Consider the following 15,142-nt stretch of genomic DNA (forward strand, 5'->3'; position numbering starts at 1 on the left):
GATTTATTGACTAGGAGATAGTGCAATTTGTTGAATTATTTAACCAAATATTATAGTTACCTTTTTGGATTACCTGTGACCATTTATCATTCAAGATATCTTCAATACTAAATATTCGATCGTTATCATCCTCTTTAATTACGATTGAACATATATCAGAATTGTTCAAGTATTTACTAAATGAAGAATTGTCTAATTTGATACTCTCCGTTTTTGATTGAAATCTGTATCTAGATGTATCTTCTAGTAATTTAGGTATACCCATTTTTGCGAAGTAAGCAAAGCCAGGGTCATTAGTGAGCATTAATTTATCTTTTTTTACCCGTTCAATAATGTTTTGACTATTTTTGTAACCTGATACCTTTTTAAATCCGGAATCATTTTCAACATTGTTTATAGTAAAGATTGAAGAAATTAAAAGTAGTACTACAAGGATAATTTCATATAACTTATTTAGCTTATACAAACTAAAATAATAAATACTTATGATTATAATTGCAGGCATTATTATTGCAAGATGATTCCTAAATAGAGGTGCTTGAAATACGAGCAGCAGAAAAGTGGGAAAGAGGTACCCTAGATTCAAAAGTTTGATCTCACTATTATGTAGTTTCGAATCTTTTTTAATCATTTTGATGACAAAAATTCCAATCCCTATTATTGCCATGATGCTTATAAAAATATCCAGAGTGGAAATTGTAGAAAATATTTTTCCGATATTGGAAGTAATATTTAATGGATCATCTTTCTCAATATGATACACAACGCTTTGATCCCATACATCTTTATATCCAAAAAGGATGAATGGCAAAATGAAAATAATTACCGCACTTATAAATGCTATAAACCGTTTTAATAATTCAGTATTATATGTTGATATGAATAAAAAGATGATTGTCGGAATCATAAAAATACTTTTAATAGAGCATCCTAAACCTAAACTTATGCCTAAATAAATAGCATTCATATTTGTTTGTGAGCCGATGAATTTATACATTAAGAGTATCGTGGCTAAAGAAAATGCTGTCATAACGCCGTCAGAAGTAATTGCAGAAGTTGTACGAATAAGAGTTCCAGATAATGCACATATCAATCCGGTAAATAATGCACATTTATAGCTCATAGTCCGTTTTGCTATTAATCCGGCGAATATAGCTATTAACATACCAGCAATTACAGGGATGATCCTAGGCGCCCAAAAGTTATTATTAAATATCCGGACAGGTAGAGCTAGCAATTCTAAAAACCATCCACCTTGAGAAGAAAACACCTGTTTAAATGGGGTCAAGCCGTCAGCAACATGTTTTGAGCTTATTGCATATATGCCATCATCTGGTCCAAGTGGGTATTTTTTTAGAAATAAGCCTATTCGAGATAATGCCGCAACAATCGCTATTGAGATTATAAAGACAGTATTTGATTGTTTAGTGGAAAGTTTTATTTTCAAGTTTGTTCCTCAGATTACTTATGAAAAAATAATTCATGGTAATATAGTATCCCGTGACGAAACATATATTTGTAACCGGCGGTGTAGCTTCAAGTTTAGGAAAAGGTCTTAGTGCCGCCTCTCTTGGAAGACTTTTAAAAGCACGAGGGCTTAAGATTCAACTCCAAAAATTAGACCCTTATATTAATGTCGACCCTGGTACAATGAATCCTTTTCAACATGGTGAAGTATTCGTTACTGAAGATGGTGGCGAAACAGATCTAGATCTAGGTCATTACGAACGCTTTGTAAATATTAATTGTAATAAGAATTCAAATGCTACAACTGGATCTATATATTCAAAAGTTTTAGAAAAAGAACGCCGAGGAGAATATTTAGGACAGACTGTTCAAGTCATTCCTCATATAACTGACGAGATCAAAAGTCGTATAAACGCTTTGAGCGGTCCAGACGTTGACGTTGTGATAACTGAAGTTGGGGGTACTGTAGGCGATATAGAAATTCTTCCTTTCTTAGAGGCTATAAGACAATTTCGTAAAGATGTTGGTAGAAATAACGTGTTTTATATTCATGTAACTTTGATTCCATTTATTGGACCTAGTCATGAATTAAAAACTAAACCAACTCAACATAGTGTTACAGAATTGCGTTCAAGGGGCATTATGCCTGATGCCATCATATGTAGAAGTGATCGTCCTATTTCCAAACACCTAAAAGAAAAGATTTCTTCTCAATGCGATGTACCAAACGAAGGTATTATTACTGCTATGGATGCTAAGAGTCTTTATGATATTCCTCTTGTTCTCCATAAAGAAGGCTTAGACAATTATGTGTGCAATATATTAAATATTAATGCTCCTGAACCAGATTTAACACAATGGTTATCGCTAGTTGATAAAGTAAAGTCATTGTCGAGATCAGTAACCATAGGTATTGTAGGTAAATACATTAATTTACCAGATGCATATCTAAGTGTCGTCGAATCTTTAAAACATGGTGGATATGCAAGCGATGTTGAAGTGAAAATTAAGTGGATTGCAAGCGATGATGATGATTTGTTAGACCTCTCTGAAGCATTTGACGATGTTGACGGCGTAGTTGTTCCTGGTGGATTTGGTTTTCGTGGAATCGAAGGAAAGGTTCAAGCTATTAAATATGTGCGTGAGAATAATATTCCATTCTTGGGTATTTGTTTGGGAATGCAATGTGCAGTTATAGAATATGCTCGAAGTTTTTGTGAATTAGCAGATGCAAATTCATCTGAATTCGATGCAGAAACACATAGTCCTGTAATTGATCTAATGTATCATCAGCGCGATATTGTAGATATGGGAGCGACTATGAGGCTTGGATCATATAAAGCCGTACTAAAAGAAGGTTCTTTGGCTCAGGCTCTATATCAAAGCGATCAGATAACTGAGCGTCATCGTCATCGTTATGAATTTAATAATAAATATCGTGAGATGTTAGAAAATGAAGGACTAATAATTTCTGGTACTTCACCAGATGGTGAACTTGTAGAATTTGTTGAGTTAACTGAAAAGGACCATCCTTATTTTATAGCAACACAAGCACATCCAGAGTTTAAGTCCAGGCCAGACGAGCCACACCCTCTCTTTAGTGGGCTAGTTTCTGCTGCTAAAAACTTTGCAAAAAACCGCGATGAATTATCAAAAGTTGATATTAGAGAAGGTGCATTAGAATTCCTTAAAAGAGTAACCAAGTAGTGAACCTTAGTCACATTAATATTTGTATATGTCTATAGATGAAGCAATAGAAGAGTTTTTAATATATTGTTCTTCCGTACGCGGTTTTTCTAAAAATACATTATCTGCATATTCGAGCGATTTATCTCGTTTTAAATCTGGGATTGTTTTAAATAAGATCGAGAAAATAACTATTACAGATATCGCAAAATTTTTAGATTCAAAAAATGAAAAAGCGAGGTCAGTAGCCTCAAGTGCACGTATGGTTGCAACGATAAGGTCTTTAGTTAAGTTTTTGCAAAGTGAATACGAAAATACTGATTTAGATTTATCTGATTTAAAGTTACCTAAAGTCCCCCAACCTATGGCCAAAGCATTGACAAAAGAAGAAATATTTCTACTTTTAGATTCTTTTGGTAGTGATGATGTCTCGATTAGGGATAAAGCTATTTGCGAAGTCTTATATTCAAGTGGAATTAGAATAAGTGAAGCATCGGGATTAGACACAAATGATATAGATTATGAAAATCAAATGTTGAGAGTATTTGGTAAAGGTTCTAAAGAGAGAGTTGCTCCTTTTGGTTCAATAGCAATGTCATCTATAAAACTATATCATCAAATCTCAAGACCACATTTTGTTGCTAAAAGAAAAACGAACGATTCAATTAATGCGTTATTTCTTTCGCAAAGAGGCCATAGATTAACTCGTCAGGGCATTTACGACATAGTGAAAAAAGCAGCAAAGAGGGTGGACTTAGAAGATGAAATCTCGCCACATGTATTTAGACACTCTTACGCAACCCATTTAATTGAAGGTGGAGCCGATATACGTATTGTTCAGGAATTGCTTGGCCATTCATCTATTGCGACTACACAGAGATATACAAAAACGGATACAAAAAAAATAATAGAAACATTTACAAGAGCTCATCCTAGAGCAACTAAAATATAAAAAACTTATGCTTATTATAAAGAAATTTCGTCATTATTTAATTCGTGTAAAGCAATCGTATTTTGTATCTAAACTAAGCAGCACAGAAATTAAATGTGTGAAAAATACCTTGAAACCTGAATTACAAGTTATATTTTTTTCGCAAGCTATGTGTGACCAACGACATGGTTTCTTAGTATTTAATAAGTGTAAAGAACTATTTAAAGATAGTGTTGATATTTCCCATGAAGAACTATTTACGGCTAGTTTGCTACACGATGTTGGTAAAACTACAAGTTTTAGTAGTGTTACCATGCGCATCATAACCGCACTTTTCGTTGCTATCTATGGCGTCAATAATTCTATAAATCTTGATAATTCAAGATTTAGTTTATTGAGAAGGGTTGGAGCATACGCAAACCACTCTGAAATCGGTGGGGAAATGATTCGTAAATATTGTGAAAGCGATTTTGTATATGAAGCTACAAGGTATCATCACTCTAAGCCTGAAACCCTGTACAAAAACTGCAAAAACCCCCTAGCTATAGAGCTGTTTATTGAAGCAGACAATCTATAAACTTTAGACCTAAGCATGAATCACAGACTAGAATAGTTTGATTATATGAGTTACGAGATTAAAACAGATATTTATCAAGGACCATTTGACCTATTGCTTGATTTAATCCTTAAACAGGATGTCGAAATATTTGATGTTGAACTTTCTAAAGTTATTGAAGCATTTGTAACTGAGAGTGAAGCCTTAAGTAAAGATGCATACAATTTAGATGTTTCGACAGAATTTTTATTAATAGCATCGACACTTGTTGAATTAAAAATAAAAAGACTGTTACCTTCACGCGAAAATGTTGAACTTGATGAAGAACTTTTAAAATTTGAACATCGCGACTTATTGTTAGCAAGACTCCTTGAGTGTAAGACTTTTAAAGATGTTGCAAGCGTATTTACACAAATGATGGAAACTGCATCTAAAAGTATTTCATATTCTATGCCACTCGAAGAGCCTTTTGCTTCAATGGCACCAGATCCCCTTGAACGAACTCCTATCGAAAAACTAAAAGCTGCTTACATGAAAGCATTTACAGGCAAGGTTATAGAGAAAGTTGGCGTTTATCATCTTCATGATTCTACAATTTCAGTTAAAGAAGCAGTTGATGAAGTTATTGCTAAATTAGAATTTGGTATGCCTTTAAGTTTTAAAGCTATAGCTTCAGGAGCAGATTCTAAGTTACATGTTGTCGTCACTTTTTTAGCAATTCTAGAACTTTATAAACAAGGTTTTGTCGATATAGATTTGAGCGAAAAATTAGGTGACATGAATATATCTTTGATTGCTAAGACAGGTGAGGATATAAATGTGAATGTAGATGACTGGGGAGAAGAGATATCAGAGCCGGTTAATAAAATAATAGAGGAAGAAAAAGTATGAGTTCTTTAAATGCGCAAATTGAAGCAATTATAATTGCTGCAAGTGACCCTGTTTCTGTCGAGAACATAGCCCAAGTGTGTGATGTACACCCACAAGTAATTGATAAAGCACTTAAAGATTTATCAAAAGAATACGAAGAATCACAGAGAGGTTTTCGTCTATCAATCAATGAAAATGGTATTCGTTTTATTACTTCCCCCGATTGTTATAATGTAGTTGAACAATTTATTACCAAGCCAATGAATTCAAAACTTTCTCCATCCGCATTAGAAACCTTGGCAGTCATTGCTTATAAGCAACCTGTTAGTCGTGGACAAATATCATCTATTAGAGGTGTTAATGCTGATGGTGTAATAAAAACTTTAGAATCTCGTGGCTATATTTGTGAAGTAGCTAGAGACTCCGGACCGGGACAAGCAATACTATATGGCACATCTGCAGAATTTTTAGAAAGATTAGGTATAGGTTCAGTATCAGAATTGCCTACATTGGCAGATTTCGTTCCTGATGCCGAAATTATGGATATTTTTGAAAAATCATTATTAGGTGATCTAATAGAATCTTCTCCTAAAAAAGAAATTGAAAAAGAACCTTCTACACAAGACGCATAATTGAATTGGAAAATCTAGAACCACAACGCATACAAAAACTTCTAGCGCACGCAGGTGTGGCATCTCGTCGTGTTGTCGAAGATATGATTGAAGAAGGCAGAATAACATTAAATGGTAGTGTTGTAAATTTGGGAGAAAAAGCAACAGTTAACGATGAGATTTGTGTCGATGATATTAAGGTTCCTTTATCAAGTGAACTTGTATGGTTCTTATTAAATAAGCCATTAAATATTCTTTCGAGTTCTAGTGATGATAGAGGAAGAAAAACTGTAGTCGACATTATAGATACTGATAAAAGAATATTTCCTGTAGGACGTTTAGATATTAATACGACAGGATTATTAATATTGACTAACGATGGGGAACTGACAAATCTATTAACTCATCCAAAATATGGTGTTAGTAAAACATATGTTGCACGCTTAGATGGTCACGTTCAAAATGCTCAAATCGAGACCTTGCAAAATGGTGTCGAATTAGATGATGGTATGACTTCGCCTGCAAAAGTCAAAGTAATCGCTCGTAAATCTGACCAGAGCGTATTAGAGATAATTATTCATGAAGGTAGGAATCGCCAAATACGAAGGATGGCTTCAGCTATAGGACATGAAGTATTAAGTTTACAAAGAATAGCTATAGGTCCAATAGTTGACAAGAAATTGAAAACTGGCGAGTACCGTAAACTAGAAATAAATGAGATATTAACATTAAATTCTTCAATACATAATACATCAAGATCAAATTAATATGTAATGTTTTTATTGCTTTTCGACTAACCTATATATATGACATTTTTAGCAATTCGCGGTGCTACGACCTGCGCACATGATACAAAAGAAGAAGTTTCGAGAGTAACTCAAGAATTATTAACTGAGATGATAAAACGTAATTCTTTAATGATGGAAAATATTGTTAGTGTAATATTTACTGCTACAAATGATATACATAGTGAGTTTCCAGCCACTGCGTCAAGAAAATTAGAAGGGTTCAGCGAAATACCCGTAATGTGTGCACAAGAACTTGATATATCGGGTGCAATGCCAAATTGTATTCGCGTAATGATGCATGTTGATATCGACATGTCGCGTAAAGATATCAAACATGTATTTATGGGCAATGCGCAAAAATTAAGAAAAGATCTAAATCAGGATAGCAAATAAGGTATTTATGAAGATTGGGATAGTTGGACTAGGTCTAATCGGTAGTTCTATAGCAAAATGTTTGGAGAATACTACTCATGAAGTCGTTGGTTTAGATAATTCTGAAAAAGTTAATGAACAAGCAATAGCAACAAAACTAGTAAGTAAGATTCTAGCTCTAAAAGAGATGACGAATTCTTGTGATCTTATTGTGTTGTGTGTACCTTCGCTTCAAGTTATTGAGCTATTAGATATTGCGCTCGACGGTAGTGCAATCGTTACTGATGTCGCTTCAGTTAAACGAAATATATTTGAACATGTAGCTACATTAGATCAAGAAAAACAAAGCCGATTTTTTGGGGGCCACCCAATGGCAGGTTCGGAACTCTCTGGTATCAAAGCTGGTAGGGCAGATCTTTTCAAAGGTAGATTGTGGGTTACTATTCCACCTATCGATTGTGATTTGACACAATTTAGTTTTATCAAAGATTTTATTACTTCACTTGGTGCAGAACAAACAATTTTATCTGCCATTGAGCATGATGAACTAGTTGCATATGCTAGCCACCTTCCTCAATTAGCTGCTTCATCTCTTATGGATCTGGCGAGAAGTAAATCTCAAGATAGGATTGCACTTTTGAGATTGGCAGCTGGCGGTTTTAGAGATATGACTCGTATCGCATCTTCGAATCCTGGTATATGGCTAGATATAGTAAATGAAAATTCAAGTGCTATCACAAAATCTTTAGATGAATATATTGCTTGTTTAACAAAAGTTCGTAATGACGTTTCGAATCATGATACAAAAGCTATAGAAGAATTATTCTTACGTGCGAGAAGTGCGAGAATTGAATTGCCAGAATCTGCAAAACTTGAAGGAGCATATGATGAGATTGTTGTTAATGTAAAAAATGAACCAGGCGCCATAGAGCAGATTATATCTTTAAAACAAAATATAAATATTTATGACATTAGAATCGAACATTCTTCTAATGGCGCAGAGGGATTAATGAACCTACTTGTAGACAGAAATATCGGAAGTGATTTTGAGAATTCATTAGTTGAAGCTGGTTACGTGGTTTCTCGATCAGAGTTAACAATCTGATGTTAGAAGTAAAACCATTAACTGGAAATATTATTCTACCTGGAGATAAATCCATTTCACATAGAAGTGCCATGTTTAGTGTTTTAGCTAAGGGCAAATCTGTAATTGAAAATATTTCTAGTGGAGGCGATGTACTTTCTACCATTTCTGTATTAAAGCAATTAGGTGCAGATATTAATATTGAAGAAAATACTTTAACTACAAATGGAAAAGGACTAATTTCCCTAAGCGGAGAAAACCAAACATTAGATTGTGGCAACTCAGGTACTTCATTGAGATTATTTTGTGGGTTTTTATCTGGCCAAAACCTAAAAAATATAACTCTTATAGGTGATGAGTCTTTATCTAGACGCCCTCAAGATCGAGTCGTCAAACCATTGCAGCGAATGGGTATAAATATTTCATCTACCAATGGACTGACACCAATTCTATTAAATAAATCTAATCCAGATGGTGGGAGATTTGAAAGTATAATTTCTAGTGGCCAAATAAAAAGTGCAATTTTGCTTGCTGGTCTTTATGCAGAAAATCCTGTAACGGATATTGAAGAGACATTTACACGTGATCATAGTGAAAACATGTTACGAGCAATGGGAGTTAAAGTAATAAGTGAAAAAACAGAATTTGGTTATGAAGCAACAGTTTTTCCGCCTGTAAATGATCTAAAACCTCTAATTGGGCTGGTTCCATCGGACCCATCTTCAGCTGTATTCTTTGGCGTCTTAGCAGCATTGATTCCAGGTAGCGATATTTTAATATCGAATCTTTTAGGTAACGCTACAAGAATTGGTTGGTTAAAAGTTTTACAACGCATGGGCGCTGAAATAGAGATAATTGAGAAATCAAAAGTATTTAATGAAAAAGTGATAGATGTAAAAGTTAAATATTCTGAATTAATTGCAACAGATATTCGTGGTGATGAAATATCATCACTAATTGACGAATTACCTATGTTGAGTATTGCAATGGCAAAAGCAAAAGGCATATCAAGAGTGAGAGATGCTACAGAACTAAGAGTTAAAGAATCAGATCGTATAACTGTAGTTTTAGACCATTTAAACCGCATGGGGGTTAAAACCACTGAATACGATGATGGGTATGACATTGTTGGTTCAACTGACGAATTAAACAACTGCTATATTGAACCTCATCATGATCATCGTATTGCAATGACATTTGTAGCAGCCAATTACCTAATTTCGGGGGTATTAGAGATAGCCCAGAAAGAGACAATATCTACATCATTCCCAACTTTTTATCATGTATTTGAACAGGTAATTGTCTAGAACTATTTGGTTAATATGTATAGTATGAACTTTGATAAACACACAATAGCTATAGATGGTCCTTCGGGTTCAGGAAAAACTACTTTGTCTTATGAATTAAGTAAGAATTTAGGCTTATCAGTTTTAGAAACTGGTTCATTATATAGATGTGTAACGCTATTATGCCTAGAAAATGATTTAAATGTAAATAATCAAGAAGAAGTATTAGATATCGCAAAAACACTGGATTTTCATTTTGATAATCGTATCGTTACTTTAAATAACCAAGATGTTTCGAAACGAATTCGAGATCACGATGTAGTTCTTAATGTTAGCTATGTATCAGTTCATGGAAAAGTACGTGCTGTTCTAACAAAGAAAATGCAGGATTGGGTTATTGAACATAAAGGCGGAATTTTAGAAGGTCGAGATATAACTACTGTAGTGGTACCCAATGCCAAAGTGAGAGTATATTTGGATGCACCACAAGCTATTAGAATCGATCGTAGAAGTGAAGATAAAAGTGACAGTGCATTTAATGAGAAATTTGAAAATGTTACAGAATCTATAGCACTTAGAGATAAAATTGATTCCACAAGAAAAATTGATCCTTTAATTAAGGCTGATGGTGTGCTCGAATTAGATTCTCATACAAATACTTTAGATGAACTAGTTAATTTAATTGTTAAGGAATACAAAAGATGAGTTGGAAAAGAAAAGAATATATTTGGTTTCAAACAAGTCATATTATCAATAATTTATTGACGCATCTTATACTACAGCCAACTATCTTGGGTAAAAATAATATTCCAAAAAAGGGTAGAGTGATCATCGCTCCAACTCATAGATCAATGGTTGATATTCCATGTGCAGGATGTATAACTTGGCAGCCAATGAGATGGATGATAAAGAAAGAATTAATCGCAAATAAATATAGTAAATATTATTTTGAAACTTGTGGATCTTTTGGAGTTGATAAAGATAGTAATGATCCTACAGCTATCAAAAAAGCTATTAAGGCATTAAATGATGAAGATAAATTATTGATATTTCCTGAAGGAACTAGAAATAAGTTCGATAATATCGGTGAACTTAATAGTGGTGTAAGTTTTCTTGCTGCAAAAACTAATAGCCCAATAGTCCCCGTTGCTCTTTATGGTGTTGATAAACCCTTTTATATAAAAAACTTTATTCCGCGCAAGTCTAAAATATATATCCTGATAGGTGAACCAATAACTAGTCATATAGAAAAGGCTGGAAAAACTTCAGCTATAGCAAAAGATATTCAAGATGAATTAACAGAAAAGCTCTTTGAATTATATGAGAGATGTAAAGATTTTTGATAAAAAAGATTTTAATTTGTTAAACTATCACTCGCATTTTTATGGCGATCATCTTTAAATACACTTCTAAGTGTTTCATCATCAATGATATTTTCTTTAATATTTAATTGCTTTTTTCTTAGGTTAAAGATATTAAAAATTGCGTAATTTAAATCTGTAGCAAGCTCTCTTAATTCTCGAGGTGGTGGAAAATACTCGTCTTCATTTATTGCATCTACTAATTCTACGCCGTCTCTAGCATTTAGCTTATAGATGACGGCTTGAACTATGTCTTCGGGTGCACTTGCACCTGCAGTTACACCAACAATATCTTCGTTGGCCAGATCGCAAGTTTCAACATCATCTGGGCTATCTATCCTAAAAACTCTTTTACATCCTCTTTCGAGTGCTACTTTTTCTAATGCTAAAGTATTGGAAGAATTATCCGAACCGATCACTATTATTGCATCGCTAACATCAACCAATTTCCTCAATGCGATTTGGCGATTCGTTGTTGCGAAACAAAGGTCGCCTTTAGAAGCTGTCCATAATTCGGGAAATTTATTTTTAGCTAGAACCTGCATCTCTTGCCATTCTTCCATGGCTAATGTTGTCTGTGCTAATAGTGCAACAGGTGAACCTTCACTAATAGATTCAACTGCTCTGTTTAACTGTTCTTCATTTTCTATAATATGTATATTGTTAGGCGCTACAGCTTTTGTACCTATAGCTTCATCATGACCTTGGTGGCCAATATATAATATTTCATAATTTTTTTTCGTTCTAGTTTTTGCCTCATGGTGAACTTTTGTAACTAGAGGACATACAGCATTGATAGATATTCGATTTTCATCATTCGAATCTTTGACAATCTCAGGTGCTGTTCCATGAGCGCTTAACATCACCACAGCTCCTTGAGGAACTTCATCAATACTATTTACAAAGATTACTCCCTTATTTTCGAATCTTTCTACCACTATACGATTGTGTACAATTTCGTGGTAGCAATAAATAGGTTTCTCGAAAGAATTTGCTAAAAATGACAAAGCTTTTATTGCCATCTCCACACCTGCACAAAAACCTCTAGGTTGAGCTAAGTAGACTTTTTTAACCATGTAATCAGTCTAGTACTCGCTTGACATGTGAGTAATAATTGGCAATCGACTAAACTATATATATAAATTCGGCTCTTGACTTACTAGTCTTTTTTAACAGAGTTGATATTTGAATCTATTTAAAGGTAATAAAATGAAGAATCGTGTGGCTGTTGTCGGTCGACCAAATGTTGGAAAATCTACTCTTGTAAACCGTTTAGTTGGTAAACGAGAAACTATTGTCGAAGAAAAGTCTGGTGTAACAAGAGATAGACGTACGTTGTCTGTTACATGGAAAGATAACGCATTTGAAATTATCGATACTGGAGGTTGGACTTCCTATGCAGCTAAAAAATCTAGAGTTTCAACTAAAGCGAATAAATTTACGAAATATGACGAAGCCATTGATAAATCTTTGGGAATAAAGAAAGATCCAATAATAAATGCTAATGAAACACCATTAGATGAAAAGATTTCACGACAAAGCGAAATGGCAATACAAGAAGCGGACATAATACTTTTAGTAGTTGATTCAACAACCGGTGTAACTCAAGAAGATATTGATATAGCTAATATTGTAAAAAAATCTAAAAAGCCTACATACGTTGTTTGTAATAAGGCTGATAATGATTTAGTGATAAGTGAATCATGGGAATTTCTTTCTTTAGGACTAGGTGACCCATATCCCGTAAGTGCTATTCATGGAATTGGTACGGGAGATCTACTTGATGTTGTTGTTGAGAATCTTCCACATGAATTTGAAGATAACGAAAGCGAAACGGACTCTAGTTTTCGTGTAGCTATCGCTGGTAGACCTAACGTTGGTAAATCTACTTTATTTAATAAGCTCATTGGTTCTGAGAGAGTAATCGTTCATGATATGGCTGGAACTACGCGTGACCCAGTTGATACTAGCATCGATACTGAATTTGGTACCTTGACTTTTGTTGATACAGCAGGACTTAAGCGTCAAGCACGTCAAAGTGATGCTACTGAATACTATTCTTCACTTCGTTCATTTGCAGCTATTGATCGTGCTGATTGTGTTTTATTTATGGTTGATGGGGAAGAGGGCGTGACTCATTTTGATATGCGTCTTTTAGAACGTATCGATGCTGCTGGTTGTGCTCTTGTAATTTTAATGAATAAATGGGACCTGTTAGATACTGATCAGCGTTTGGAGACATTGGCAAAAGCAAAACGCGAACTTGGTTTTGTTGATTATGCTCCTATTGTAACCTTGAGTGCTATAACTGGTCGCAAGTTAGACAAAATAATACCCGCACTTTTTGAAGCACGTGATGCTTATGAACAAAGGATACCAACAGCAGAGTTAAATAAAGTTATTCATACTGCTCAAATTGCACATCCTCATCCAATGAGAAGAAATAAGCGAGTTAGAATTTTTTACGCTACGCAAGGTGCTTCTAATCCTCCGACTATCACACTGTTTACTTCTCAAGCTTTAGACGAGAGCTATATGAGATATTTAGAAAATGTATTGCGAGAAAGTTTCAATTTAGGTTCAACTGCTATTAAATTACGTTTTAAGCGCAAAAGCGGCTAAGATAAATTTGTAATGATAAAAAAAAGAAAACCAAATTTTGAAACTAAAGATGATCGTGATATTCACAGTATTGATGAACTAATAAAAGATGATACGAAAATTCCTTGGCATTTTTGGTTAGTAGTAGGACTTATAGCTTTATATTTAGTCTTTCGTTTTGTTCAAATTATTTATAGATTACTGACATAAATATTTGTACTAATAGTTTATTTACCTAGGTTGTATTCCGATTTCCTCGAGATATTTGGAAAGCTTAGCCAGAGAGCAAATAATTCTATCCGGATTTCCTAATTTGATATGTGGTGTATTGTCTATTATAATATATTTCACTACATAAGGAATTAATTTGCCTAATATTAATACGATATCAAACTCTTTAAGGGAGCAATATAACAAGCGAAGAATAAAAAAGGCTATGCATGAAGCTTTTAATTGGAGATTCCATCAAAAGCCCAAAAAGTATAATGAGCCTATCCTTCCAGCGTATATAGCTAAAGCGATTCTAAAAGCTTATAACAATGTATTTCTAAATGAAGATGATAAGTTGAAAATAGTAAATGATTATATCTCGGATGCTGTTCGTTATGCGGGAAATAAGGCACTTACTGAATTTATTAAAAACATAATATTAAGTGACCAAAATAGTCTTAACGTACTTCAAGGACTAATAAAACAAGGTGCAACAACACCACAAATATTAGATACAATAATTGATCGAATTACAACTAGGAAGCCGGACGAAAATCTTAGATCTTTTCAATCTGTTAGATTACCTTTAGTTCTTGCATTAATCCAAGAACAGGCCAAAGGTTTTGGAAGGATTGCGCTTTCCGGTCAACAAAACGTAAAACTATTAAATCCTTTTACAGGGGATAGCTTAGTCGCAGTTGCTGAAATGCTAATTATTCCTGGTCGAATGAATGACGGTGAAACTGAGCAACTGAATGATTTGGCAGTTGCGCATCTTGCTGAAATATTAAATCCAAATGATCCATCGACATTAGATTTATTTAAATCAATTATGGATCGTTTGAAAAAGGAACAAGTAAAATCTATAGCTAGGAAAATAGGTTTAGATTCTTATTCTGGCTTAGTCATCTTATGTCAATTAAGGTCTAGATTAGGTGATGGTATTTTTGATAACCCTATACTTAATGCTAGTCAATTATCAAGAATAAATACAATAACAGGTCTTGAAAATGAACCTATAACACAACTAGAAATACTTTCCCTAAATTTTCATCTTGGTTTTCTGACAGAAGAAAACTTTAAAAATGCAGCACTTGATGTTTTTCATGGATTAAATGATGATATTGTTGAACATATAAGAAGTGAAGTATCTAATAAAGCTGGTTCAGTTTTAGCGGAATTAGTGGAATCTAAAATCATCACACCTGCAGAAGATTTTTGCTATGGAGATAGAAGTTATAATCCATCGGGGGATACTATTAAGCCAGATGTACAGGAGACTGGTGGAGTTTTATCTATTGGATTTCCATACCCATAAG

The 15,142-nt window shown here is 33.9% G+C and carries 15 protein-coding genes and 1 pseudogene; 14 read left to right on the forward strand and 2 right to left on the reverse strand.

The window, feature by feature from the left end; genetic code table 11:
• Positions 1 to 10: 10 nt before the first annotated feature.
• Positions 11 to 1,447, reverse strand: coding sequence for a glycosyltransferase family 39 protein (locus tag KBF89_00220; GenBank protein MBP9114753.1), 1,437 nt, complete (start codon positions 1,445 to 1,447; stop codon positions 11 to 13).
• Positions 1,448 to 1,500: 53 nt separating this feature from the next.
• On the opposite strand from KBF89_00220, the gene KBF89_00225 reads away from it, so the two are divergent.
• From KBF89_00225 to KBF89_00275, 11 genes and pseudogenes are all read left to right on the forward strand, one after another.
• Positions 1,501 to 3,174: a CTP synthase gene (locus KBF89_00225; GenBank protein MBP9114754.1), complete on the forward strand. Its 1,674-nt coding sequence runs from the start codon at positions 1,501 to 1,503 to the stop codon at positions 3,172 to 3,174.
• A 28-nt stretch (positions 3,175 to 3,202) separates the two neighbouring features.
• Entirely contained in the window at positions 3,203 to 4,105 is a 903-nt protein-coding gene (locus tag KBF89_00230; GenBank protein ID MBP9114755.1) for a tyrosine recombinase, read from the forward strand.
• Between the two features lie 7 nt (positions 4,106 to 4,112).
• Entirely contained in the window at positions 4,113 to 4,661 is a 549-nt protein-coding gene (locus KBF89_00235; protein MBP9114756.1) for an HD domain-containing protein, read from the forward strand.
• A 45-nt stretch (positions 4,662 to 4,706) separates the two neighbouring features.
• On the forward strand, positions 4,707 to 5,531 hold the full coding sequence (locus tag KBF89_00240) for a segregation/condensation protein A (GenBank protein ID MBP9114757.1): 825 nt from the start codon (positions 4,707 to 4,709) through the stop codon (positions 5,529 to 5,531).
• The gene (gene scpB / locus KBF89_00245) at positions 5,528 to 6,142 is read left to right on the forward strand and encodes an SMC-Scp complex subunit ScpB (protein MBP9114758.1); all 615 of its coding nucleotides are present in this window, start codon (positions 5,528 to 5,530) and stop codon (positions 6,140 to 6,142) included. The genes KBF89_00240 and scpB overlap by 4 nt, the downstream gene beginning before the upstream one ends.
• Positions 6,143 to 6,168: 26 nt before the next feature.
• Positions 6,169 to 6,888: pseudogene (locus KBF89_00250) on the forward strand (rRNA pseudouridine synthase).
• Between the two features lie 39 nt (positions 6,889 to 6,927).
• Complete coding sequence (gene aroH / locus KBF89_00255) at positions 6,928 to 7,302, forward strand: chorismate mutase (GenBank protein MBP9114759.1); 375 nt, start codon at positions 6,928 to 6,930, stop codon at positions 7,300 to 7,302.
• 7 nt (positions 7,303 to 7,309) lie between these two features.
• The gene (locus KBF89_00260; protein MBP9114760.1) at positions 7,310 to 8,386 is read left to right on the forward strand and encodes a prephenate dehydrogenase/arogenate dehydrogenase family protein; all 1,077 of its coding nucleotides are present in this window, start codon (positions 7,310 to 7,312) and stop codon (positions 8,384 to 8,386) included.
• Complete coding sequence (aroA, locus tag KBF89_00265; protein MBP9114761.1) at positions 8,386 to 9,672, forward strand: 3-phosphoshikimate 1-carboxyvinyltransferase; 1,287 nt, start codon at positions 8,386 to 8,388, stop codon at positions 9,670 to 9,672. The genes KBF89_00260 and aroA overlap by 1 nt, the downstream gene beginning before the upstream one ends.
• A gap of 24 nt (positions 9,673 to 9,696) precedes the next feature.
• Complete coding sequence (gene cmk, locus KBF89_00270) at positions 9,697 to 10,356, forward strand: (d)CMP kinase (protein ID MBP9114762.1); 660 nt, start codon at positions 9,697 to 9,699, stop codon at positions 10,354 to 10,356.
• Positions 10,353 to 10,994 (forward strand): 1-acyl-sn-glycerol-3-phosphate acyltransferase, encoded by a 642-nt coding sequence (locus KBF89_00275; GenBank protein MBP9114763.1) that lies wholly within the window; start codon positions 10,353 to 10,355, stop codon positions 10,992 to 10,994. The genes cmk and KBF89_00275 overlap by 4 nt, the downstream gene beginning before the upstream one ends.
• A gap of 11 nt (positions 10,995 to 11,005) precedes the next feature.
• Here the strand turns inward: KBF89_00275 and ispH are convergent, their stop codons facing one another.
• Positions 11,006 to 12,088 (reverse strand): 4-hydroxy-3-methylbut-2-enyl diphosphate reductase, encoded by a 1,083-nt coding sequence (gene ispH / locus KBF89_00280; protein MBP9114764.1) that lies wholly within the window; start codon positions 12,086 to 12,088, stop codon positions 11,006 to 11,008.
• Positions 12,089 to 12,221: 133 nt separating this feature from the next.
• Between ispH and der the strand changes: the two genes are divergently transcribed.
• From der to KBF89_00295, 3 genes are all read left to right on the forward strand, one after another.
• On the forward strand, positions 12,222 to 13,634 hold the full coding sequence (gene der, locus KBF89_00285) for a ribosome biogenesis GTPase Der (protein ID MBP9114765.1): 1,413 nt from the start codon (positions 12,222 to 12,224) through the stop codon (positions 13,632 to 13,634).
• A 12-nt stretch (positions 13,635 to 13,646) separates the two neighbouring features.
• Entirely contained in the window at positions 13,647 to 13,823 is a 177-nt protein-coding gene (locus KBF89_00290; GenBank protein ID MBP9114766.1) for a hypothetical protein, read from the forward strand.
• Positions 13,824 to 13,980: 157 nt separating this feature from the next.
• Positions 13,981 to 15,141 (forward strand): hypothetical protein, encoded by a 1,161-nt coding sequence (locus KBF89_00295; protein ID MBP9114767.1) that lies wholly within the window; start codon positions 13,981 to 13,983, stop codon positions 15,139 to 15,141.
• The last annotated feature ends 1 nt before the right edge of the window (position 15,142 follow it).

The sequence above is a fragment of the Acidimicrobiia bacterium genome (genome assembly GCA_018057765.1).
Taxonomy (GTDB): Bacteria; Actinomycetota; Acidimicrobiia; order IMCC26256; family JAGPDB01; genus JAGPDB01.